The 22858-nt window shown below is 72.3% G+C and carries 19 protein-coding genes; 15 read left to right on the top strand and 4 right to left on the bottom strand.

Annotated features, from left to right (window positions below; all coding sequences use genetic code 11):
* Positions 1-49 precede the first annotated feature (49 nt).
* Positions 50-2890, top strand: coding sequence for a glycosyltransferase (locus tag ACPEH0_RS09560; protein WP_366214079.1), 2841 nt, complete (start codon positions 50-52; stop codon positions 2888-2890).
* Complete coding sequence (locus tag ACPEH0_RS09555; protein WP_366214080.1) at positions 2887-4275, top strand: DUF5719 family protein; 1389 nt, start codon at positions 2887-2889, stop codon at positions 4273-4275. The genes ACPEH0_RS09560 and ACPEH0_RS09555 overlap by 4 nt, the downstream gene beginning before the upstream one ends.
* Positions 4276-4287: 12 nt before the next feature.
* Here the strand turns inward: ACPEH0_RS09555 and ACPEH0_RS09550 are convergent, their stop codons facing one another.
* Both ACPEH0_RS09550 and ACPEH0_RS09545 read right to left on the bottom strand, forming a co-directional pair.
* Positions 4288-4710, bottom strand: a complete 423-nt coding sequence (locus ACPEH0_RS09550; protein ID WP_217531100.1) for a metallopeptidase family protein — start codon at positions 4708-4710, stop codon at positions 4288-4290.
* A 29-nt stretch (positions 4711-4739) separates the two neighbouring features.
* The gene (locus ACPEH0_RS09545; RefSeq protein ID WP_217531101.1) at positions 4740-5375 is read right to left on the bottom strand and encodes a TetR family transcriptional regulator; all 636 of its coding nucleotides are present in this window, start codon (positions 5373-5375) and stop codon (positions 4740-4742) included.
* 52 nt (positions 5376-5427) lie between these two features.
* On the opposite strand from ACPEH0_RS09545, the gene ACPEH0_RS09540 reads away from it, so the two are divergent.
* From ACPEH0_RS09540 to hpf, 12 genes are all read left to right on the top strand, one after another.
* A complete protein-coding gene (locus ACPEH0_RS09540) occupies positions 5428-6048 on the top strand; it encodes a biotin transporter BioY (RefSeq protein WP_217531102.1) in 621 nt (206 codons plus the stop codon).
* A complete protein-coding gene (locus tag ACPEH0_RS09535; RefSeq protein ID WP_366214081.1) occupies positions 6045-6734 on the top strand; it encodes an energy-coupling factor ABC transporter ATP-binding protein in 690 nt (229 codons plus the stop codon). Before ACPEH0_RS09540 ends, ACPEH0_RS09535 begins: the two co-directional genes overlap by 4 nt.
* Positions 6728-7321, top strand: coding sequence for an energy-coupling factor transporter transmembrane component T family protein (locus ACPEH0_RS09530; RefSeq protein WP_366214082.1), 594 nt, complete (start codon positions 6728-6730; stop codon positions 7319-7321). Before ACPEH0_RS09535 ends, ACPEH0_RS09530 begins: the two co-directional genes overlap by 7 nt.
* Before the next feature lie 51 nt (positions 7322-7372).
* Positions 7373-7579, top strand: coding sequence for a DUF3499 family protein (locus ACPEH0_RS09525; protein WP_064002410.1), 207 nt, complete (start codon positions 7373-7375; stop codon positions 7577-7579).
* 22 nt (positions 7580-7601) lie between these two features.
* The gene (gene ahcY, locus ACPEH0_RS09520) at positions 7602-9059 is read left to right on the top strand and encodes an adenosylhomocysteinase (protein WP_366214083.1); all 1458 of its coding nucleotides are present in this window, start codon (positions 7602-7604) and stop codon (positions 9057-9059) included.
* Between the two features lie 62 nt (positions 9060-9121).
* Positions 9122-9556, top strand: coding sequence for a Fur family transcriptional regulator (locus tag ACPEH0_RS09515; RefSeq protein WP_253035197.1), 435 nt, complete (start codon positions 9122-9124; stop codon positions 9554-9556).
* A 37-nt stretch (positions 9557-9593) separates the two neighbouring features.
* The gene (gene katG, locus ACPEH0_RS09510; protein WP_366214084.1) at positions 9594-11933 is read left to right on the top strand and encodes a catalase/peroxidase HPI; all 2340 of its coding nucleotides are present in this window, start codon (positions 9594-9596) and stop codon (positions 11931-11933) included.
* Between the two features lie 142 nt (positions 11934-12075).
* Positions 12076-12756, top strand: coding sequence for an MtrAB system response regulator MtrA (gene mtrA, locus ACPEH0_RS09505; protein WP_217531226.1), 681 nt, complete (start codon positions 12076-12078; stop codon positions 12754-12756).
* Positions 12757-12775: 19 nt separating this feature from the next.
* Positions 12776-14455 carry an MtrAB system histidine kinase MtrB gene (gene mtrB / locus ACPEH0_RS09500; RefSeq protein ID WP_217531107.1) on the top strand — a complete coding sequence of 560 codons (1680 nt, stop codon included), beginning with the start codon at positions 12776-12778 and terminating at the stop codon, positions 14453-14455.
* Entirely contained in the window at positions 14452-16125 is a 1674-nt protein-coding gene (locus tag ACPEH0_RS09495; protein ID WP_359918086.1) for an LpqB family beta-propeller domain-containing protein, read from the top strand. Before mtrB ends, ACPEH0_RS09495 begins: the two co-directional genes overlap by 4 nt.
* A gap of 91 nt (positions 16126-16216) precedes the next feature.
* Positions 16217-16891 carry a ComF family protein gene (locus tag ACPEH0_RS09490; RefSeq protein WP_217531227.1) on the top strand — a complete coding sequence of 225 codons (675 nt, stop codon included), beginning with the start codon at positions 16217-16219 and terminating at the stop codon, positions 16889-16891.
* Between the two features lie 100 nt (positions 16892-16991).
* The gene (gene hpf / locus ACPEH0_RS09485) at positions 16992-17651 is read left to right on the top strand and encodes a ribosome hibernation-promoting factor, HPF/YfiA family (RefSeq protein ID WP_064001411.1); all 660 of its coding nucleotides are present in this window, start codon (positions 16992-16994) and stop codon (positions 17649-17651) included.
* Positions 17652-17719: 68 nt separating this feature from the next.
* Here the strand turns inward: hpf and ACPEH0_RS09480 are convergent, their stop codons facing one another.
* Positions 17720-18550 carry a serine hydrolase domain-containing protein gene (locus ACPEH0_RS09480; protein WP_359918082.1) on the bottom strand — a complete coding sequence of 277 codons (831 nt, stop codon included), beginning with the start codon at positions 18548-18550 and terminating at the stop codon, positions 17720-17722.
* Complete coding sequence (locus ACPEH0_RS09475; RefSeq protein ID WP_311284289.1) at positions 18550-19875, bottom strand: hypothetical protein; 1326 nt, start codon at positions 19873-19875, stop codon at positions 18550-18552. The genes ACPEH0_RS09480 and ACPEH0_RS09475 overlap by 1 nt, the downstream gene beginning before the upstream one ends.
* A 177-nt stretch (positions 19876-20052) precedes the next feature.
* Here ACPEH0_RS09475 and secA point away from each other — a divergent pair, with 177 nt between their 5' ends.
* Positions 20053-22827, top strand: a complete 2775-nt coding sequence (gene secA, locus ACPEH0_RS09470) for a preprotein translocase subunit SecA (RefSeq protein WP_217531111.1) — start codon at positions 20053-20055, stop codon at positions 22825-22827.
* Positions 22828-22858: the final 31 nt, after the last annotated feature.

Below are 22858 nucleotides of genomic sequence, written 5' to 3'. Positions count from 1 at the left end.
CGTCCGTCCTCCCCGAGTCGGGCGGGTCGCGACCTAGGCTGACCTGGTCATGCCCCCCCGAGTACACGCGATCCTCGTCGTCCGCCCCCACGGACGAGGCCCCACGGATCTCCATCTGAGCCGCACGCTGCGCGCGCTCGCCGCCCAGACGCGGCGAGCCGACGTGCTCACCGTGGTCCTCTGCGGACCCGACGAGACCCTCACCCGCCTCGCCTCCGAGTCCGGTGCGGAGGCGGTGATCGTCGCGGGCCGGAACACCGGCTTCGCGGAGGCCCTGCGTCTGGCCGGCCGTCGCATCTCGGGCGACGCGGTGTGGCTGCTCGCGCAGGACACCGCCCCCGCCCCCGATGCCCTCGCCCGGCTGGCCGGTGCTCTCGAGACCGCGCCGTCCGTCGCCCTCGCGGCGCCCAAGCTCGTCTCCTGGGACGATCCGACCCGCATCGTCTCGCTCGGCGTCACCCTGACGCGGACGGGGCGCACCGTCGGACTCGCCGACGGCGAACTCGACCAGGGCCAGCACGACGCCGGCGAGGACGTCCTCGGCTCCGACATCCGCGGCGTCCTCGTCCGTGCCCAGGTGTGGCAGGCGCTGGGGGGCGTCGACCCGGGGCTCGCCGGCGCGGACGAAGGTCTCGACCTCGGCATCCGCGCCCGATTGGCCGGCGGGCGCGTCGCTCTCGCACCGACCGCGATCGTCGCCGTCGCAGGAGACGGTGTCGCCGGTACCCCCACGGGGCGCTCCGCGGGTGCGCGCGGCCGGCGGCTCTACGCGGTGCGCAAAGCGCAACTGCACCGCCGGCTCGTCTACGCCCCCGCCCCGGTCGTCCCTCTGCACTGGCTGTCACTCCTGCCACTGGCCCTGTGGCGCACCCTCGGTCATCTCGTCGCGAAGAACCCGGGCAGGATCGGTCCGGAGTGGGCGGCATCCGTCTCGGTCCTGGTCGGACTCGCGTCCGTCATCCGGGCGCGCCGCACGATCCGCCGGACCCGCACGACGTCGTGGCTGTCCCTCGCGCAGCTGCGCATCGGTCGACGGGACCTGCGCGAACGCCTCGAAGACGAAGCGGATGCCGCCACCGCGCCGCGCGAGGAGCTCCGGTTCTTCAGCGGCGGCGGGGCGTGGGTCGTGCTGGGCGCCCTGGCCACGTCGCTCCTCTCCTTCAGTGCCCTGCTGGCGTGGCCGGTCCTCGGCGGCGGCGGACTCGCGCCGCTGCGCAGCGGCGTCCTCGCGCTCTGGACCGACGCCGCCTACGGGCCGCGTGCGCTCGGATGGGACACCGTCGGGCCCGCCGATCCGTTCGCGGCGGTCGTCGCGCTCATCGGCTCGCTCTCGCCGCTCGCGCCCTCGCGCGCTCTCGTGATCCTGTGGCTGCTCGCGCTGCCTCTGGCCGCCCTCGGCGGCTGGTTCGCGGCCACCCGCGTGACCGAGCGCTCGGTGCTGCGCTGCACGGTCGCGTTCGCCTGGGCGGTCGCCCCGACCTTCCTCGTCGCGCTCGTCGAGGGGCGGCCGGCGGCCGTCATCCTCCATCTCGCGCTGCCGTGGCTCGTCTACACGGCGACCGCGGCGCGTCGTTCCTGGAGCAGCGCGGGTCTCGCCTCGATCCTCCTCGTCATCGTCGTCGCGTGCGCGCCGTCGCTCGCCCCCGCGCTCGGTGCGCTGTGGCTCGTCGCCCTCATCCTCGCGATCGTCGCGCGGCGGGGCCGCGGGGCGGGCCGCATCATCTGGCTCGTGATCCCCTCTATCGCCGTCTTCCTCCCCCTCGTCTGGTACCACCTGACGAGGGGCGACCCGTTGGCCGTGTTCGCCGACCCTGGGCGCCCGCTGGCCGTCGCCGGCAACCCCGACGGACTGCTGCCGAAGATCCTCTTCGCCTTCGGCTACCCGTCGACCGACGGCGCCGGCTGGCTGCAGTTCCTCGGCGAGGACGGCCGGGCATGGTGGGTCGCGGCCTTCACCGCACCCGTGCTCGTGCTGGCGCTGCTGGGCCCGGCCCTCGGCCGGCTCCTCCCCGCCTCGCTCGCGCTCGTGGCGGCCGGCCTCGGCGTCGCGACCGCGGTCCTGGCCTCCGGCATCGCGCTGACGGCAGGCAGCTCCGGACCGGTCGCGATCTGGCCGGGGAGCGCGCTCTCGCTCGCGTGGGCGGGCCTGCTTCTCGCCGCCGTCGCCGGGCTCGACGGGTTCCGCCGCGTCGACGCGCTCGTGCCGGTGGCGGCATCCCTCGTCATCGCGTTCCTCGCCATCGGCGCCGTCCCGGCCCTGACCGCGGTGATCCGCGGCGACGCGGCCCTCACGGACGGGCCCGCCAGCACGCTCCCCGCCTACGTGCAGACGGCGGGCAGCGAAGGGGAGCGGGACGGCGAGCAGACGGCGACGCTGGTCCTCACGGTCCAGGCGGATGCCGCCTACTCGGCCGCCGTCGTCTGGGGAGCGAGCGAGACCCTCGGCGGTCAGACGACCGTTCAGTCCACGCGCCCCGCGCTCACCGCCGGTGACCGCGAGCTCGCCCACGTGACCGCCGACCTGGTCTCCACCGCGACGGGTGACGTCGTGGCGGACCTCGCCCGGCACGGCATCGCGTACGTGCTCCTCGAGGAGGCGCCGGGGGAGAGCGACGTCGCGCGCGCGGCCCGCCTCGGCGCGCAGAACCTGCTCAATCAGCGAGCCGACCTCGTCAGCGTCGGCGAGACGGCGCGCGGGGCGCTGTGGAGCGTCGACGGGACGATCTCCGAGCGCACCGTGGACGACGCCTCAGGTCCGCATTCGATCCGCGTCGCCCTCCTGCAGCTCGGTGTCATCGTGGTCGCGCTCCTGCTCGCCGTCCCGACCCGCGCCAGCCTGCGCGCCGGGCGCCGGCATCCGCGCATCATCGGCGAAGGGGTCCGGCTGTGATCGCGGCGCGGACCGTCCGCCGCGGGGTCGGGGCGATCGTGAGCCTCGCCGTCGTGGCCGGCGCGTTCCTCGTCATCACGACGCCGTGGCAGGGCGTCGAGCGCTCGACGCTGTCGATCACGACACGACCCGAGCCCGCGACCTCCGTCCTCTCCTGCGACGGTCCGCTCGTCGCGGTCGGGCGTGACGTCGAGGACCCGGGTGCCCTGCAGGTCGCCGCGAGCGCGAGGATCGTGTCGGGCACGGCCGCCGGGTCGCCCGAACCGGTCCCCGGCGAGATCGCCTCGGCGATCGAGGGCGCCGACCCGATCCCGTCGTTCTCCGCCGGGCCCGTCGACCGCGTCCGCGCGGACCTGGCCGCCGCGCAGTCCGCCCGGGTCGCAGCCGACGACCTCGCCGGCTTCGCCGCGTCGACGTGCGCCCCGCCCGCCATGGAGACCTGGCTCGCCGCCGGCAGCGGTCTCACCGGCGCCGCCGACCTGGTGGTGATCGCCAACCCCGGCGACGTCGCGTCGCGGGTCGATCTCACGGTGTTCGGCGCCGAGGGCCGCACCGCCCCGGAGGCCGGCACGAACATTCTCGTCCCCGCGGGGGAGCAGCGGATCGTCCCCCTCGCGGCGCTCGCCCTGAACGAGGCGAGCCCCGTCGTCCTCGTCTCCGCGAGCCAGGCACCGGTGCAGGCCGCCCTCCAGTCGATGCTCACCCGGACGCTCGTCCCCGTCGGCGTCGACCAGGGCGGCGCCACCGGACTGCCGCGCATGCAGCAGACGATCCCGGCGTTCTCGGCGGTGGGCGGCGGCGACGAACACACCGACACGACGATCCGTCTGCTGGCGCCGTCCGACGACACGACGGCATCCGTCACCGTCACCCCCGTGGGCGGGTCGATGACGGCCGCGTCGTTCACCGACCTCGCGCTCACCGCGGGGGTGCCGATCGAGGTCGACCTCGAGACGCTCCCCGAGGGGCGCTACCGCGTCGAGGTGCAGGCGGGTGCTCCCGTCGTCGCCGCCGCGCACACCTCCACGGGAGCGGATGCCGGGTCGGACTTCGCGTGGTACGGCACCGCCGACGACGTCCGCGTCCCCACACTGGTCGCGGTCTCGGACGGCCCCCGTCCGCAGCTCGCGCTCGTGAACCCGGGCCCGCAGGAGGTCGCCGCGGTGCTCGCGGACGGCGCCGGGGCGGGCGAGCCGCGCGAGGTCCGCGTGCCCGCCGGCGGGTCGGTGTCCGTCGACCTCGCCGCCGGGGAGCTCTACCGCCTGGATCCGGCGGGCGGGACGCTGCGGGCGAGCGTGACCTTCACCGCCTCCGACGCGATCGCGGGCTACGCGGTCGTGCCAGCCGACGCGGCGGCCGCACCCGTCGAGGTCCGGCCGCGCTGACGGGATCGCGGGTCAGAACCGGAAGCGGTCGGGACCGAGGTCCCAGGGATCGCGGTCGAGGTATTCCGCGGCCGCGCGGAACACGCAGCTCTCGATCATCATGCGCCGGTGCAGCTCGTCGTTGCGGTGCAGCCGCGCGAGGCGCTCGATGGGCAGGCGGAACAGCACGATCCGCTTCTGCTCGGACTGCACCACCCAGCGCGGGATGCCGTCGTCGTCGGCGGCGTCCGGCATCCATCCGATGTCGAAGCGGACCTCACGCAGTTCGGGCCAGGCGCTGCGCAGGAACTCGACGGCCGTCGTGACGGTCAGGTCGAACTTCTCGGCGCGCGTCTCGATGGCCGGCAGCGGTGGCCGGACGACCGGGCTGCGGTCGAGGCGTCCGTGCCGGCCGTGGCGGTCGGGGCGTGCGGTCGTGCGGGCGCGACGCCTCACGAATCCCCCTTGCAGCGCATGACGCCATCCTAGGCGCCCGGTGCCGCCGCGTCGGGCGCTCGCCCGATGTCCGCGCGCCAGGGGGCGATGCCGCGGGCGATCAGCGCGAGCGCGGCCTCGAAGGCGTCCGGTGCCGGTGCGGCGGCCGACTCCGGTGAGAGGGCGACCGTGGATGCCGCGGTGCCCCAGGCATCCGCCGCTCGCCGCTGCTGCTCGTGGAAGGTGACGCCCACGACGTAGTGGGTGACCGCGTCGGCGACGACGTCCGCAGCGGGGGAGTCGTCGATCGTGCGGAGCCCGTCGTGCACCGGGGAGGCGACCAGTCCGAGGGCGAGCGAGCTCGAGACGACCTCCGCGCCGTCGCGGTGCGCGAGCAGGCGGTCGTGCAGGCGGCGCCCGAGCGTCACCGCGGCCCGCTCGAGATCATCGGGGTCGCCGTCGCGGAGCGCGACCGGGGCGAGGATGCGGGCGCTCACCTGAGCCAGCAGCTCCTGCTTGCTCGCGACGTGCCAGTAGAGCGCGCTGGGCTGCACCCCGAGCTCCTCGCCGAGGCGGCGCATCGACAGGTCGGGCAGGCCGACACGGTCGAGCAGGACGAGGGCCGCGTCGACGACGTCGTCCTTCGACCGCCGGGCGCCGCGGGGGTTTGGATCGCGCGGAGACATGCCGCTACCCTACCTGAACGGTGTTCACGTGAACGCTGTTCAGGAGGATGAGATGACCCACGACCACCCCGCCCGCACCCCGCGGCTCGACACGACCGACCTGGCCCGCGCCGCCGTCTTCGCCGGTGTCATCGCGATCCTGGGGCTGCCGGGGTCGTTCTCCGTCTTCGGCGGGGTGCCGATCACGGCGCAGACCCTCGGCGTCATGCTCGCCGGCGCCGTCCTGGGACCGCTCGTGGGCGCCGTCTCGGTCGGCACGCTGCTCGTGCTCGTCGCCGTCGGCCTGCCGCTGCTCGCGGGCGGACGCGGGGGAGCAGGTGTCTTCGTCGGCCCCACCGCGGGATACCTGGTCGGCTGGCTCGTCGGTGTCGTCGTGATCGGCCTCATCGTGCACCTGGGCGGCCGGCGGCCAGTGTGGTGGCGGACCCTCGCGGGCGTCGTGATCGGCGGGGTGGTCGTGGTCTACGCGTGCGGCATCCCGATCCAGAGCCTCGTCATGCGCATCGGAGTGGACCAGGCCCTCCTCGCGAACCTCGCGTTCGTCCCGGGCGACCTCGCGAAGGCCGTCGTCGCGACGGTCGTCGTCGGCGCGCTCGTGCGCGGCTATCCGCGCGCGTTCCGACGGACGTGGGCGCGCGCGGCCGCCCCGCGTGAGGCGGCGCCGGTCCGGTGACGAGCGCGCTCCGCCTCGCCGACGTGTCGGTGCGGCTGGCCGACACCGACGTCCTGCGGGGGATCGACCTCGCCGTGGATGCGCGGACCGTCGCGATCGTCGGCGACAACGGGTCCGGCAAGTCGACCCTCGCGCGGCTGATCGGCGGGCTCGTCCCTCCGACGAGGGGCCGCGTCGAGGTGCTGGGGCTCGACGCGGCGAGGGATGCGGCGGCCCTCCGACGTCGCGTGGCGGTCGTCTTCAGCAATCCCGACGCCCAGATCCTCATGCCGACGGTGGCCGAGGACGTCGCCTTCTCGTTGCGTGCGGACCGCCTGCCGCGGGCGGAGCGCGACGCCCGCGTCGCCGCCGCGCTGGAGCGTTTCGGGCTCACCCCGCTCGCGGACCGGCCCGCGTTCGAGCTGTCGGGCGGGCAGAAGCAGCTCCTCGCCCTGTGCGGCGCGTTCGTGCGGACGCCGGATCTCGTCGTGGCGGACGAGCCGACCGCGTTCCTCGACGGTCGCAACGCCCACCTCGTCGCGGGTCACCTGCTCGCCGACACCGGCCACCGCCTCGTCGTCGTGACGCACGACCTCGAGCTCGCCGCGCGATGCGACGTCGCGGTGCGGGTCGACGACGGACGCATCGCCCAGGTGGGGGAGGCGCCGGACGTGGTCGCCGCGCACACCGCGAGGTGGCGGTGCTGACGCTGTACCGCTCCGGCAACGGCCCGTGGCACCGGATGCCCGCCGGACGCAAGACCGTGCTGCTGCTCATCCTCGTCCTCGCCGTCTCGCTGCTGCCTCCCGTCTGGCCTACGGCGGTGGCGGCGTCCGCGCTGTGCGTCGCGTGCTACGCGACACCGGGCGTCGGGGTGCGGGAGCTCGGGCGGCAGATCTGGGCGCTCCGCTGGCTCGTCGTGGTGGCCTTCGGCATCCCGTGCTTCTTCCTGGGTGTCGAGGCCGCCGCCGTCGGCACGGTCCGCATCGTCGCCGCGGTCGCCCTCGCGGGCCTGCTGTCGCTGACGACGCCGGTCGCGGTCCTCCTCGACGTCGTCGAGCGGGCGCTGCGACCGCTGCACCGCGTGGGGGTGGATGCCGCCCGCACGGCCCTCCTGCTCGTCGTCGCGCTCGGCACGGTGCCCACCCTGGCCCGTCTCGCGCGCGAGGTGCGCAGCGCGCAGCACGCGCGCGGCGCCCGCGGCATCCGGGCGTTCGTCGTCCCGTTCCTCGTCCTGGCGCTCCGCCACGCGGACGACCTGGGCGACGCCCTGACGGCGCGCGGCGTCCGCTGAACCCGGCGCGGCATCCCGATGGCGGGGGAGGCGCCGGATAGCGTGGACGCGATGCTCGACAGACTCTGCTCCAAGGTGGGCTGCGCCCGCGAGGCCGTGACGACCCTGACCTACGACTACGGCGACCAGATGGCCGTCCTCGGTCCGCTCGGCGCCGGGAACGACCCGCACGCGCACGACCTGTGCGCCATCCACACCACTCGGATGTCGGTGCCCAAGGGCTGGGTCGTCGTGCGTCACGAGACCCTCCGCGTCTGAGCCGGCGTGGGAGAATGGGCGCGTGCCCACTCCCGTGAAGACCCTCGAACACGTCGTCGCCGACCTCTCGCTCGCCGACGCCGGCCGTCACCAGATCCGTCTCGCCGAGAACGAGATGCCGGGTCTCATGGCCCTGCGCGAGGAGTACGGCCCCTCGCAGCCCCTCGCCGGCGCTCGCATCGCCGGCTCGCTCCACATGACCGTCCAGACCGCGGTGCTCATCGAGACCCTCGTCGCCCTCGGCGCCCAGGTCCGCTGGGCCAGCTGCAACATCTTCTCGACGCAGGACGAGGCCGCCGCCGCCGTCGTCGTGGGACCCTCCGGCACCGTCGCCGAGCCCGCGGGGGTGCCGGTGTTCGCCTTCAAGGGCGAGACGCTCGAGCAGTACTGGGAGCTCGCCGACCGCATCTTCGACTGGTCGGAGGAGGGCTTCGACGGCCCCAACCTCATCCTCGACGACGGGGGTGACGCGACGCTCCTCGTCCACAAGGGCGCCGAGTTCGAAGCCGCGGGCGCCGTGCCCGAGGCGGGCCCCACCGACCCCGCCGAGTACCGCATCGTGCTCGAGACGCTCCGGCGCTCGCTCGCGCGCGACCCGCAGCGCTTCACGCGCATCGCGGCCGGTCTCCTCGGGGTGACGGAGGAGACCACGACCGGCGTGCACCGCCTCTACGAGCTCCACGCCGCGGGCAAGCTCCTGTTCCCCGGCATCAACGTCAACGACTCCGTCACGAAGTCGAAGTTCGACAACAAGTACGGCATCCGTCACTCGCTCCCCGACGGCATCAACCGGGCCACCGACGTCCTGATCGGCGGCAAGGTCGCGTTCGTCGTCGGGTACGGCGACGTGGGCAAGGGGGCCGCCGAGGCGCTGCGCGGCCAGGGCGCGCGCGTCATCGTGAGCGAAGTCGACCCGATCTGCGCCCTGCAGGCCGCGATGGACGGCTACCAGGTCGCCCGGCTCGAGGACGTCGCCGAGCAGGTCGACATCGTCATCACGGGGACGGGCAACACCCGTGTCGTGACCGTCGACCACCTGCTCTCCCTCAAGCACCTCGCCATCGTCGGCAACGTCGGTCACTTCGACGACGAGATCGACATGGCCGCGCTCGAGTCGCTGCCCGGTGTCGAGAAGATCGAGATCAAGCCGCAGGTGCACGAGTACCGGCTCCCGACCGGGCGCAGCATCCTGGTCCTGTCCGAGGGGCGTCTGCTGAACCTCGGCAACGCGACCGGACACCCGTCCTTCGTCATGAGCGCGTCGTTCACCAACCAGGTGCTCGCCCAGATCGAGCTGTACACGAAGCTCGACGAGTACCCGACGGGGGTCTACGTCCTGCCGAAGGCGCTCGACGAGAAGGTGGCGCGGCTGCACCTGCCGGCCCTGGGCGTGCAGCTGACGCAGCTCACCGACGAGCAGGCCGCCTACATCGGAGTGCCCGTCGACGGACCCTACAAGCTCGATCACTACCGCTACTGACCACGCGACACGCCCGGCTCGACTCTCTTTTGATCTGATCAAAAAAGAACTAGACTGAGGGCATGACCGATCCCGCCCCGAACCCCGACATCGCGCTCCGCGACGCCGGTCTGCGGGTGACGGAGTCGCGTCGTGCCGTCTTCGCCGCGCTCGCCGCCCACCCGCACGCCAGCGCGGAGGCGCTCTACGCCGCCGTGGCGGACGAGCTTCCCAAAGCGAGCCGGCAGTCGGTGTACAACGCGTTGCACGACTTCGCGGATGCGGCCCTCGTCCGCCGCATCGAGCCGGCCGGGCAGCCGATGCTCTTCGAACTCCGGGTCGACGACAACCACCACCACCTCGTCTGCACGTCGTGCGGGCGTGTGGAGGATGTGGACTGCGCCGTCGGCGCCGCTCCGTGCCTGCATCCCTCCGACGACCGCGGGTTCCGCATCGCGTCCGCCGAAGTCACCTACTGGGGTCTCTGCGCCGACTGCGCCGCCGAGACCGCCGCCTGACCATCCCCTCTCCCACACCCCGAACGGAAGGATCACCATGAGCGACCGTGACCCCCAGGCCGAGCCCCTCGGCGCCGAGGCCACCGACGTCGACCAGGCCGTCACCCCCATCGACACGCCGGTCGACGAGCGCGCCGACGGCGAGGACCGTCCGCGTTCCAACCAGGCCGACGGATGCCCCGTCTTCCACGGCGCGCCCGGTGCCGACCGCGAGAACCACGGCGCACAGCCGCACCCGACCGTGGGGTCTGCGAACCAGGTCTGGTGGCCGAACCAGCTGAACCTCCGCATCCTGAAGAAGAACCCCGCCGTCGGAAACCCCGTCGGCGAGGACTTCGACTACAAGGCCGCGTTCGAGAGCCTCGACCTGGCCGCCGTGAAGGCGGACATCGCCGAGGTCCTCACCACCTCGCAGGACTGGTGGCCCGCCGACTTCGGCAACTACGGACCGCTCATGATCCGCATGGCGTGGCACTCCGCCGGCACCTACCGTGCGACCGACGGTCGCGGCGGCGGCGGCACCGGCCAGCAGCGTTTCGCGCCGCTGAACAGCTGGCCCGACAACGTCAACCTCGACAAGGCCCGCCGACTCCTCTGGCCCGTCAAGAAGAAGTACGGCCAGTCGCTGTCGTGGGGCGACCTCATGATCCTCGCCGGCAACGTCGCGCTCGAGACCATGGGCTTCGAGACGTTCGGCTTCGGCGGCGGCCGCCCCGACGTGTGGGAGCCGGACGACGACGTGTACTGGGGACCCGAGACGACGTGGCTCGCCGACGAGCGCTACAGCGGCGACCGCAACCTCGAGAAGCCGCTCGCGGCGGTCCAGATGGGTCTCATCTACGTCAACCCCGAGGGCCCGAACGGCGAGCCCGACCCGCTGAAGTCGGCCCGCGACATCCGTGAGACCTTCGGGCGGATGGGGATGGACGACGAGGAGACCGTCGCGCTCATCGCCGGTGGTCACACGTTCGGCAAGACCCACGGCGCCGCGCCTGACACGAACGTCGAGGCGAACCCCGAGGCCGCCGGCATCGAGCAGCAGGGCCTCGGCTGGAAGAACAACCACGGCACCGGGAAAGGCGACGACACCATCACGTCGGGCCTCGAGGTCACGTGGACCTACCACCCGACCCGGTGGGACAACGAGTTCTTCCACATCCTCTACGCCTACGAGTGGGAGCTCATGCGCAGCCCCGGCGGGGGGCACCAGTGGCGGCCGAAGAACGGTGCCGGCGCCGACATGGTCCCGCTCGCGCACTCCGACGGCCGCCGCGAGCCCCGCATGCTCACGAGCGACCTGGCGCTGCGCACCGACCCGGCGTACGACGCGGTCTCGCGCCGCTTCAAGGACGACCCGGTCGCGTTCGGCGACGCGTTCGCCCGCGCCTGGTTCAAGCTGACCCACCGCGACATGGGCCCCGTGGTTCGCTACCTCGGACCCGAGGTGCCGCAGGAGGAGCTCATCTGGCAGGACCCCGTGCCCGCGGTGGACCACCCGCTGATCGACGAGGCCGCCGCCGCCGACCTGAAGCAGCGCATCCTCGCGACCGGCCTGACGGTGTCGCAGCTCGTCTCGACGACGTGGGCCGCGGCATCCACCTTCCGCGGCAGCGACAAGCGCGGCGGCGTGAACGGCGCCCGCATCCGTCTGGCTCCGCAGAAGGACTGGGAGGTCAACAACCCCGCCCAGCTGCAGACGGTCCTCGCCGCCCTCGAGGGCGTCAAGGCCGCCTTCGACGCCGAGCAGACGGACGGCACGAAGGTCTCGCTCGCCGACCTCATCGTGCTGGCAGGCAACGCCGGCGTCGAGAAGGCCGCGAAGGATGCCGGGGTCGAGGTCACCGTGCCGTTCCACCCCGGTCGTACCGACGCGTCGCAGGAACAGACCGACGAATTGTCGTTCGGCTACCTGGAGCCGGCGGCCGACGGGTTCCGCAACTACTACGGACCGAACGCGTTCCTGCCCGCCGAGCACCACCTCATCGACAAGGCGAACCTGCTGACCCTGAGCGCGCCCGAGACGACCGTCCTCGTCGGCGGCCTCCGCGCCCTGGGGGCGAACTGGGACGGCTCGTCGCACGGCGTGTTCACCGACCGGCCCGGCGTCCTCACGAACGACGTGTTCGTGAACCTGCTCGACCTCGGCGCCACGTGGAAGCCGCTCGACCCCGGATCGCACGCGTTCCGCGGCACGGCGGCGGACGGTTCCGAGATCGGTGTCGGCACCCGCGTCGACCTCGTCTTCAGCGCGAACTCCGAACTGCGCGCGCTCGCCGAGGTCTACGCCTCGGACGACGCCGCGGAGAAGTTCGTCCGCGACTTCGTCGCCGCGTGGACGAAGGTCACCGAGCTCGACCGGTTCGACCTCCACGCCTGACCCCCGCCGGTCACCCGCACGGCCCGTCCCTCCGGGGCGGGCCGTGCGTCGTCCCGCCGGGCAGGTCACGGTTCGGTTACTGTGGACTCACCCGTGGGCGGAGCACCGGCATCCGCTGACCCCGAAGGACGACATCGGCCCTATGACATCGCGCATCCTGGTTGTCGACGACGACACCGCTCTCGCAGAGATGATCGGCATCGTGCTGCGCACCGAAGGCTTCGACGTCGCCTTCTGCGCCGACGGCGGCACCGCGGTCGACGCGTGGCGGGACGAGCGTCCGGATCTGATCCTGCTCGACCTCATGCTGCCGGGGATGGACGGGATCGAGGTGTGCACGCGGGTGCGCGCCGAGTCCGGCGTCCCGATCATCATGCTGACGGCCCGCACCGACACCGCCGACGTCGTTCGCGGGCTCGAATCCGGCGCCGACGACTACATCGTCAAGCCCTTCAACCCGAAGGAGCTCGTCGCGCGGATCAAGACCCGGCTGCGCCCCACGGCCGAGGCGCGCTCCGAGAGTCTGCGCATCGGGGACCTCACCGTCGACGTCGCGGCCCACGAGGTGCGCCGCGGGGATTCCCCGATCGCCCTCACGCCGCTCGAGTTCGAGCTCCTCGTCGCGCTCGCGTCCAAGCCGCAGCAGGTCTTCACCCGCGAGATGCTGCTCGAGCAGGTCTGGGGTTATCACTACAAGGCCGACACGCGCCTCGTGAACGTGCACGTCCAGCGCCTGCGGGCGAAGGTCGAGCGCGACCCCGACAACCCGCAGATCGTGACCACGGTGCGCGGCGTGGGCTATCGCGCCGGCGCCGCGGTGTGACCACCGGGAGCCCCCCGCCGTGTCGGTGACCGCCCGCACCGGCACGCACACCGTCGTCCCGCCGTGGCGCGACTGGCGGTCCTGGCAGCGCCGCGTGCAGTACGCCTGGCGTCGCTCGCTGCGCTTCCGCACCCTGTCGGTGACCCTCACCCTCACGGCGCTGACGATCCTCGTCGCGCTCGTCTGGATGTCGCTCGCGATCCTCACCGACCTCTACGAGTCGCGCGCCGAACAGGTGCAGGATGCCGCGCAGCGCGCGACGCAGGCGGCGCAGAGCACGTTCGACGCGGCGGTCGTCGACAGCGACGAGGTCGCCCTTCAGGTGCTGATGGACGAGGTCCGGCGCGAGATCCTGTCGCGGCAGGCCGGGACGACGATGCTCGCGGTCTTCCGCATCGACGACGAGCCGTCGGCGATCGCGCCGCAGAACTTCGAGGCGGGCGGTCTCGAGGAGTCGATGATCTCTCCCGAGCTGCGCGAGGGCGTCCGCCTCACGGGGGACCGGCAGTGGTGGCAGTCGATCGGGCTGCCCGAGGCCGACGGGGGCGAGACGCCCGGGATCGTCGTCGGTCAGCAACTGGTGCTGCCCGAAGCGGGGGCCTACGAGGTGTACTTCGCCTACGACCTCGGGTCCGAGGCGCAGACCCTGCAGTTCGTCCAGGTGACGCTGTGGGTCGTCGGTGTCGCCCTGCTCGTCCTCATCAGCGGGATCTCGCTCTTCGTGCTGCGTTCGGTGACCGTCCCGATCGCCCAGGCCGCCGAGACGAGCGCGAAGCTCGCGGCGGGGGACCTGGGCGTCCGGCTGCCGGTGCGCGGCGAGGACGAGTTCGCGACCCTGGGCCGGTCGTTCAACGCGATGGCCGACAGCATCGAGGGGCAGATCAAGGAGCTCGCCGAGCTCTCGCTCGTCCAGCAGCGGTTCGTGTCGGACGTCTCGCACGAACTGCGGACGCCCCTGACGACCATCCGACTCGCGGCCGACATGATCAACGATCAGCGCGACGAGTTCGACGCGTCGACCGCGCGTGCCGCAGAGCTCCTGCACGCGCAGGTGCAGCGGTTCGAGGTGCTCCTCGCCGACCTCCTGGAGATCAGCCGCTACGACGCCGGCTCGGTGCAGCTCGAACTCGAACCGACGAGCCTCGCACACCTGGCGGAGGACGTCATCGAGTCGATGGCGCAGCTCGCCGAGCAGCACGGCAGCGACGTGCGACTGGTCGCCCCCGGAGGCTACTCGCCCGTCGACATGGACCCGCGCCGCATCCGCCGTATCGTCCGGAACCTCCTCGGCAACGCGATCGAGCACGGCGAGGGCCGGCCGATCGTCGTGACCGTCGACAGCGACCAGCGCGCCGTGGCCCTCGGCGTCCGCGACTACGGTCTCGGGATGAGCGAGGCCGACGCCGAGCGGGTCTTCGACCGGTTCTGGCGCGCCGACCCGTCGCGTCGACGCACGATCGGCGGGACGGGTCTCGGACTCTCGATCGCCCTCGGCGACGCGCGACTGCACGGCGGCACGCTCGAGGTCTGGTCCGAGCTGGGCGGCGGCAGCCATTTCGTCCTCACCCTGCCGCGGCGGGCGGGAGAGCACCTCTCGGGCCCGTCGCCCATCGAACTCGATCCCCGGGACGACGCCGCCCTCGGCGACCTCGGCCTCACCCAGCCCATCTCCCTGCCGCCCCGGGAGGAGAACCCGTGACCGTCCGTCGTCCGCTCGGTGCCGCCGTCCTGGTGGTCGTCGCCCTCGTCCTCTCGGCCTGCGCCGGGCTGCCCCTCGGGGGTCCCGTCCACGTCGGCAAGGCGATCGACGAGGTCGAGGGTCCGCCCGACTTCGCGTTCGTCCCGGACGGTCCGGTGAAGGATGCCACGCCCCAGCAGATCGTCGAGGGGTTCGTCGCGGCCGGTTCCGGCCCCCGCGGCAACTGGGAGGTCGCGCAGGAGTTCCTCACGACCCCGTTCCGTCAGCAGTGGCAGCCGCAGGCGAACGTCACCGTCTATCGTCCGGGGGAGAGCTCGATCTCCTCGCCCGCCGAGAACGAGATCGTCTTCACGGTCGACCCGGTCGCCAACGTCGACGCCACCGGATCGTACGAGCCGGCCGAGCAGGGCCGCATCCCGTTCGCCTTCTCCCTCGCGCAGGAGGACGGGCAGTGGCGCATCTCCCAGGCGCCCGACGGCATCGTCCTCGACGCCAACCGCTTCGCCTCGGTCTTCCAGAGCTACGATCTCGCCTACTTCGACCGGGGGTGGGACACGGTGATCCCCGACGTCCGCTGGTTCCCGTCGACCAACCCCGCCACGCGCATCACCGCCGCGCTCGTGTCGGGCACGCCGAGCCCGTGGCTGGCCGAGTCCGTGCGCACCGCGTTCACGGGCGAGGTGGGTCTCGCGCAGCCGTCGGTGCCCGTCGAGGCGGGGGTCGCGCGCATCTCGTTCGACCCGGCGATCCGCGACCTCGGCCGCGAGACGATCGCGCGCATGAAGACCCAGCTCGGCGCGAGCCTGGCGGGCGCCGGCATCCTCGACGTGCAGCTGCTCGTCGGGGACGAACCGTTGGACGTGACCGCCGTCCCGACCCGCTCGACCGCGGTCGACGCGCGCCCGCTCGTCCTCCAGGACGGCAGGTTCGGGTTCCTCTCGGGCAACGACCTCGACGAGGTCGACGGCTTCGGGGAGGCCTTGCAGAGTCTCGACGCCCGGGCCGTCGAAACGGATGCCGCACGCCGGACGGCGGCGGTCCGGACGGGCTCCGGCGCGATCCTCCGCGTGCCCGCGAACGGCGAGTACACCGAGCTCGACACCCGCTCGGGCATGACGAAGCCGTCGATCGACACCGAAGGCTACATCTGGACGGTGCCTCGGGACCAGCCGGAGGAGGTCGTCGCGTACGGTCCCGACGGTACCGCGCAGACCATCCCGTCCGGCTGGGTGGGCGCAAGCGAGGTGAGCGCGATGCGGGTCTCCCGCGACGGTGCCCGGATCGCCGCGCTCGTGCGCAGCGGAGGCGGGTCGGCCGTCTGGGTGGCCGGCATCGTCCGGGACGAGAACGGGGCGCCGGTGTCGCTCGGCCAGCCGCTGCTCGTGGCGAACCTCGCCGGTCGCGGTGTCGACCTCGCGTGGGTCGACGGCGCGACGATCGCCCTCGTCTTCGTCGACGGCGATCAGCGCGTCGTCCGTGAGCAGACGATCGGCGGGCAGGGCACGGAGGTGCGCGCGCCCGACGACGTCGTCGCGATCGCCGCCGGCAACCAGAGCGGCAGCGCGCGGCTGCTGACCTCCGACGGCAGCCTCTACGTGCAGCGCGGCTCCTGGCAGGTGATCGCCTCCGACGTGTCGGCCCTCGCCGTCCAGCAGGGTCTCCCCGGGTGAGTCCTCCTCCCCACCCGCCGCGGTGGGGAGGCCCTCCTCGTTCTGCGCTGCCCGCGGGTGGGCGGGCGTGCCGGGGCGGCAGGCTGAGCGGATGCCGCCTCCCGCCGCCCCCGTCGTCGCCGTGCGCCGCGCCGTCGCCGACGCGCTCGCCGTCGTCTTCCCGGTCGCCTGCGCCGGATGCGACGAGGCGGATCGCGACCTCTGCGGCGCGTGCCGGCGCCTGCTGAGCCCGACGCCGATCGTCCGCCGCCTGCCGAGCGGTCTCGAGGTCCGGAGCGGTCTCGTCTTCGAGGGGGTGCCGGCCCGCGTCATCCGTTCGTTCAAGGAGGACGGGCGCACCTCGCAGGCCCGGGCGCTGGCCGCTGCGCTGGCGGCGGCGTGGCCCCTCGACGTCGACGCCGTCCCCGTCCCGGTGCCGGCGAGCCCGGCGTCGCTCCGCCGCCGCGGGTACGCGCCCGTCGAGCTGCTCTGTCGGCGCGCGGGATGGCGGCCGCACCGGCTCCTGCGTGTCGCGCGGCGCACCGCCGATCAGCGTTCTCTCGCGAAGGAGCAGCGCGCCGCGAACCTCGCCGGCGCGCTCGCCGTCCGTCCTCGGGCGCATCGCCTCCTGGGGGATCTGCGCGTCGTCCTCGTCGACGACGTCGTGACCACGGGAGCGACCCTCGAGGAGGCGGCGCGTGCCCTCCGTGCGGCCGGGATCCCGGTGGTCGGCGCCGTCACGGTCGCGGCCACGCCCCGGCGGGCGGGCTCAGGGGATTCATCGTGATCGGGTCGTGACACGAGCGGTGACCGGCACTACGGTGGGGGGACACAAGGCGAACCGAGGTCCGCCCTTGACCGGGTGGACCGGAACAAGGAGGTCAGGGATGGAGATCAACATCGTCGGTGTGGGCGTGAGCGTCAGCGATCGTTTCCGCACAGTCGTCGAGGAGAAGTCCGCCCGCATCGAGCACCTTGCCCCTCGAGCCCAACGGCTCGACATCAAGGTGACGCATCGCACCTACCACAACGGGGGCCGCGAGGACGAGACCGTCGAGGTCACCCTCACCGGCAAGGGACCCGTCGTCCGCGCCGAGGCGGTGGACGGCGACAAGTTCGCCGCCCTCGATCTCGCGATCACCAAGCTCGCCGAACAGATCCGCCGCGCGAAGGAGAAGCGCGTCGACGCGCGCAACCACCCGCGCGGCGCCAAGCTCGAGAAGGGCACCGGCACGCTGCAGGGCATCGACGTGCAGCCCGCGTCCGTCGACGTCATCCGCGCCGTCGCGACCGGCGAGGTGCCCATCATGACCGGCGCCGAGGACGAGGAGGACTACACCCCCGTGGTCATCCGCACCAAGCGGTTCGACCCCGAGTGGATGACCGTCGAGGACGCCGTGGACCGGATGGAACTCGTCGGTCACGACTTCTTCCTCTTCATCGACGCCCGCACCGACCAGCCGAGCGTCGTCTACCGCCGCAAGGGCTGGGACTACGGCGTGATCTCGCTCACGACCACCGCCGCACCCGCGGAGCTCGTCTCCTGACCGACGAGCGGTGACGAGGAGGGCGGATGCCGCACGGCATCCGCCCTCTTCCGTGTCCGGCGTGCGACTCAGCGTGCCGCGAGGGCTCCGAGGACCGCGTCGCTGAAGGGTGGCCAAGCCTCGGCCGCCCATTCACCGAAAGGCCGGTCGGTGAGGGCGACGAGGGCTCCGCCCGCCCGCGGGTCGACCCAGAGGAAGGTGCCGGACTGGCCGAAGTGGCCGAAGGTCTCGGGGGAGTTGTGCGCCCCGGTCCAGTGCGGGCTCTTCGTGCCGCGGATCTCCAGACCCAGGCCCCAGTCGTTCTCGCGCTGCAGACCGAAGCCGGGGAGGACGCCCCGCAGACCCGGGAAGGCCACACCGGTCGCTGCGGCGAGCGTCGCGGGGGCCAGCAACCTCGGCCGCTGCAGCTCCGCCGCGAACCGGGCCAGATCGGTGCACGAGGACGCCCCGCCCGCCGCGGCGGAACCGCCGATCGTGGTGGACGTCATCCCGAGCGGGGCGAAGACCGCCTCGTGCGCGTACGCATCGAAGCCGATGCCGGTCTCCGATTCGAGCAGGTCCGCGAGCACCTCGAATCCGGTGTTCGAGTAGAGGCGCCGCTCCCCGGGCTCCGCGCGGAGCGTCGACGTCGAGAAGTCGTACCCGGCCGTGTGGGCGAGCAGATGGGCGACCGTCGCCCCGGGCGGGCCCGCGGGCTGGTCGAGGGAGAGGGCGCCCTCCTCGACCGCGACGAGGGTGGCATAGGCGCTGAGGAGCTTGGTGACCGAGGCGAGTCGGTAGACGCGGTCCTGGTCCCCGGCGGACGCCGCCGCAGTGCCGTCCGCCGTCACGACGACGGCGGAGGCGTGGGGGACGCCCCAGGTCTGCGACAGGGCGAGCGCGTCGTCGAGGGCGGCCATCAGTCGAACATGCCGTCCAGCAGACCGCCGATGACGAGTCCGCCGAGCAGGCCGCCGGCCAGGCTGCCGCCGCCCATCCCACCGCCCATCCCTCGACCGCCGTATCCGCCGTTCCCCCAGTCGTTCGGCCGGGACGAGTCGATGTCGCGCTGCGCCAACTGGAGCGCCTCGCCCGCCAGGTGCGCGGCGCGACGGGCGAGACCCATCGCCTCCTCGCGGTCGTCCTCGCCGATCGGGCCCGAGAATCGCAGCAGGTCGCCGCGGATGCGCTCGGCCTCGGCGAGCCGGGTGCGGGCGTCGGCGCCGATCCACCCGCGGTGGCCCGAGATCACACTGCGCGCGACCCCGATCTGGCGGTCGGCGTCGTCGATCGCGTGGCGCACGTGCTCCTCGGACGGCACCGGACGCTCGGCGCGTTCCCGCGCCTTGGCGACGGCCGCGTCGAGCGCGGCGTTGGCGGCGCGCAGACGGGTCAGTTCGGCGAAGGGGTCGGGCTTGCTGCCCGCGGGGGTGAGCGAAGCGAGCGCGGCCTCGAGCTCGGCGGCGGCGGCCGCGACGGCCGGGGTGCCCAGCATCGGCTGCGCGACGATCAGGTCGTCGCGCGAATCGTCGACGATGGCCGCCAGGGTCGACTCCGCCCGTAGCGCCTCGATCTCGAACGTGTCGACGGCCTCGACGAGCGTCCCCGCCCGCCGCGAGGCCTCGATCGCGGTCTCGAGGGCGAGGTTCGCCTGCTCGCGCTGACCGCTGTCGCGGCGGCGCTCCGAGACCTCGGCGCTGTGCTCGGCGAAATCCAGCAGCTGGGCCGCTTCGGCCGCATTGCCCAGCACGGTGCGCATCGCGGCATCCGAGTACCGCGTGGACAGTCGCTCGAGGCTCGCGTTCAGTGCGGGGAGGCGCTCCCGCAGGCGCGTCACGTCCGCGCGGATGCCGGCGATGATCTCGGGCGCGCGCCGGGCACGGGCGATCGCCTCGGCGAGGGACTCGGTGCGGTCGTCGAGCAGGTCCTGGGCCCATTCGCACAGCTGGACGATGCGCGCATTGCGCGTGCGCAGCTCCTCGGGGGTGTCGGGGATCTCGTCGTGGTTCAGCTGGTGCAGCTGGAACGCCTCGCCGAGGTGCTGCCGCACCGCCGCGAGCGCCTCGCGCAGCGGAGCGGTCGCCTCGCGCCCGAGCTCGATCTCGGCGTAGGACAGCTCGTCGTCCGTCACGCGGATGCGTTCGTCGGCCGAGACGAGCGCCGCCCCCGCCTTGCGGCTGAGCTCGGCGTCCTGTGCCTCGATCTCCGCGTCCTCGCGCTTGCGTCTTCCCCAGAAACCGGCCATGGGCCGATCTTACGGGCCGACGGATGCCGCCGGTCGACGCGCGGGGGAGAGGCCGGATGCCCCCAGCAACCTCGTAGGTCACAGGCGGATAACATGGCGGTGTATGTCTGCGCGTCCCGCGCACCGGCATCCCGACATCGCACGTCGGGGTGGCGAATCGACAGATGGAGATCCTCCGTGGCGAACCCCCTCGAGAAACTGCTTCGTGCCGGTGAAGGCCGCGTCCTGCGCAGGCTGCAGCAGGTCGTGAAGGCCGTGTCGGCCCTCGAAGAGGACTATGCGCACCTCACCGACGAGGAGCTGCGCGGCGAGACCGCCGAACTCCGCGCCCGCTACGAGGCGGGTGAGAGTCTCGACAAGCTCATGCCCGAGGCCTTCGCCGCCGTCCGCGAAGCCGCGAGCCGCACCCTCGGCCAGCGCCCCTACGACGTGCAGGTGATGGGTGGGGCCGCCCTCCATCTCGGCAACATCGCCGAGATGAAGACCGGTGAGGGCAAGACCCTGACCGCCGCCCTCCCGGCGTACCTCAACGCGATCGCGGGCAAGGGCGTCCACGTCATCACGGTCAACGACTTCCTCGCCTCGTACCAGTCCGAGCTCATGGGTCGCGTCTACCGCGCGCTCGGGATGACCACCGGCACTGTCGTCTCGGGTCAGAACCCCGAGGTGCGCCGGCAGCAGTACGAAGCCGACATCACCTACGGCACCAACAACGAGTTCGGCTTCGACTACCTGCGCGACAACATGGCGTGGCGCCGTGAGGACCTCGTGCAGCGGGGTCACTTCTACTGCATCGTCGACGAGGTGGACTCGATCCTCATCGACGAGGCGCGGACGCCGCTCATCATCTCGGGCCCGTCCTCGGGTGAGGCGAACCGCTGGTTCACCGAGTTCGCGAAGATCGCCCGCACCCTCGAGGCCGGTGTCGACTTCGAGGTCGACGAGAAGAAGCGCACGATCGGTGTGCTCGAGCCCGGTATCGAGAAGGTCGAGGACTACCTCGGCATCGACAACCTCTACGAGTCGGCGAACACCCCGCTCATCTCCTTCCTCAACAACTCGATCAAGGCGTTCGCCCTGTTCAAGCGCGACACCGACTACGTCGTGATGAACGGCGAGGTGATGATCGTCGATGAGCACACCGGCCGCATCCTCGTGGGGCGTCGCTACAACGAGGGCATCCACCAGGCGATCGAGGCGAAGGAGGGTGTCGCGGTGAAGGCCGAGAACCAGACCCTCGCCACCGTGACCCTGCAGAACTACTTCCGCCTCTACGAGAAGCTCTCCGGCATGACCGGTACCGCCGAGACCGAGGCGGCGGAGTTCATGTCGACGTACAAGCTCGGTGTCGTCCCGATCCCGACGAACAAGCCGATGATCCGCAAGGACCAGTCCGACCTCGTCTACAAGAACGAGCAGGCGAAGTTCGCGCAGGTCGTGGAGGACATCGCCGAGCGTCACGCCTCCGGTCAGCCGGTCCTCGTCGGAACCGTGAGCGTCGAGAAGAGCGAGTACCTCTCCCGCCTGCTGGCGAAGAAAGGCATCAAGCATGAGGTCCTCAACGCGAAGAACCACGCGCGCGAGGCCGAGATCGTCGCCCGCGCCGGTCGCTACGGCGCCGTGACGGTCGCCACGAACATGGCCGGTCGAGGCACCGACATCATGCTCGGCGGCAACGCCGAGTTCCTCGCCGTCTCGGAGATGAGGGCCAAGGGGCTCGACCCCGTTGAGACGCCGGACGAGTACGAGGCCGCGTGGGAAGAGGTCTACGCCGCTGTCAAGGAGAAGGTGCAGGAGGAGGCCGACCGCGTCGTCGAGGCGGGGGGACTCTACGTCCTCGGCACCGAACGACACGAGTCACGCCGTATCGACAACCAGCTCCGCGGTCGCTCGGGCCGTCAGGGCGACCCCGGTGAGAGCCGGTTCTACCTGTCGCTCACGGATGACCTCATGCGGCTGTTCCAGTCGGGTGCGGCCGAGGCGATCCTGGCCCGCACCAACTTCCCTGATGACGTGGCCATCGAGTCCTCGATGGTCTCGCGCGCGATCAAGAGCGCTCAGGCGCAGGTGGAGGCGCGCAACGCCGAGATCCGCAAGAACGTCCTCAAGTACGACGACGTCCTCAACCGGCAGCGCGAGGCGATCTACGCCGACCGCCGGCACATGCTCGAGGGCGACGACCTCTCGGAGCGCATCGAGCATTTCCTCGAGGACACCATCGCCGCGATCATCGACGAGCACACCGGTTCCGGCCACAACGAGAGCTGGGACTTCGATGCGATGTGGGCCGAGCTCGGCACCCTCTACCCGGTCGGCGTGACGATCGACGAGGTCGTCGCCGAGAGCGGCAGCAAGGGCAAGGTGACCCCTGAACTGCTCAAGCGCGAGCTGCTCTCTGACGCCAAGATCGCCTACCGCAACCGTGAGGAGAAGCTCGGAGCGCCCGCCATGCGCGAGCTCGAGCGTCGCGTCGTGCTGCAGGTCCTCGACCGTCGCTGGCGCGACCACCTCTACGAGATGGACTACCTCAAGGACGGCATCGGCCTGCGCGCCATGGCGCAGCGCGACCCGCTCATCGAGTACCAGCGCGAGGGGTACCAGATGTTCCAGTCGATGATGGCCCAGATCAAGGAGGAGTCGGTCGGCTTCCTCTTCAACCTCGAGGTCGAGGTCCGTCAGACCGAGGGGGGCGACATCGAGGCGAAGGGCCTCGCCGCGCCCGAGATCGACGCGCAGAAGCTGCAGTACACCGCCCCGAACGACGCGGGCGAGGTCGAGGTGCGCAACGAGCGCGGCCAGGTCCAGCAGGCGGCGACCAGCAAGGCACGCCAGCGTGAGGCCGAGCAGGAGGCCCCCGCCGACGCCCCTCGCGGCTCCTTCGGGCAGCAGGTGCAGGCACCGGCCGAGGCGGGCAACCGCGCGCAGCGACGGGCGTCCGGTAAGAAGAAGTGATGTCGGTCCGACGGTGTCGGCCGGGCCACCG

Origin of the sequence: Microbacterium sp. NPDC079356 (genome assembly GCF_049545465.1) — a bacterium.
Lineage (GTDB): Bacteria > Actinomycetota > Actinomycetes > Actinomycetales > Microbacteriaceae > Microbacterium > Microbacterium gawkjiense.
This window is presented reverse-complemented; position numbering and strand designations above follow the sequence as displayed.

Coding starts and splice junctions, on each gene's coding strand:
- ACPEH0_RS09525 (WP_064002410.1), top strand. CDS start 7,373: ATGCTCGACAGACTCTGCTCCAAGGTGGGCTGCGCCCGCGAGGCCGTG.
- mtrA (WP_217531226.1), top strand. CDS start 12,076: ATGACATCGCGCATCCTGGTTGTCGACGACGACACCGCTCTCGCAGAG.
- ACPEH0_RS09490 (WP_217531227.1), top strand. CDS start 16,217: ATGCCGCCTCCCGCCGCCCCCGTCGTCGCCGTGCGCCGCGCCGTCGCC.
- ACPEH0_RS09560 (WP_366214079.1), top strand. CDS start 50: ATGCCCCCCCGAGTACACGCGATCCTCGTCGTCCGCCCCCACGGACGA.
- hpf (WP_064001411.1), top strand. CDS start 16,992: ATGGAGATCAACATCGTCGGTGTGGGCGTGAGCGTCAGCGATCGTTTC.
- katG (WP_366214084.1), top strand. CDS start 9,594: ATGAGCGACCGTGACCCCCAGGCCGAGCCCCTCGGCGCCGAGGCCACC.
- ACPEH0_RS09480 (WP_359918082.1), bottom strand. CDS start 18,550: ATGGCCGCCCTCGACGACGCGCTCGCCCTGTCGCAGACCTGGGGCGTC.
- ACPEH0_RS09545 (WP_217531101.1), bottom strand. CDS start 5,375: ATGTCTCCGCGCGATCCAAACCCCCGCGGCGCCCGGCGGTCGAAGGAC.
- ACPEH0_RS09515 (WP_253035197.1), top strand. CDS start 9,122: ATGACCGATCCCGCCCCGAACCCCGACATCGCGCTCCGCGACGCCGGT.
- ACPEH0_RS09475 (WP_311284289.1), bottom strand. CDS start 19,875: ATGGCCGGTTTCTGGGGAAGACGCAAGCGCGAGGACGCGGAGATCGAG.
- ACPEH0_RS09540 (WP_217531102.1), top strand. CDS start 5,428: ATGACCCACGACCACCCCGCCCGCACCCCGCGGCTCGACACGACCGAC.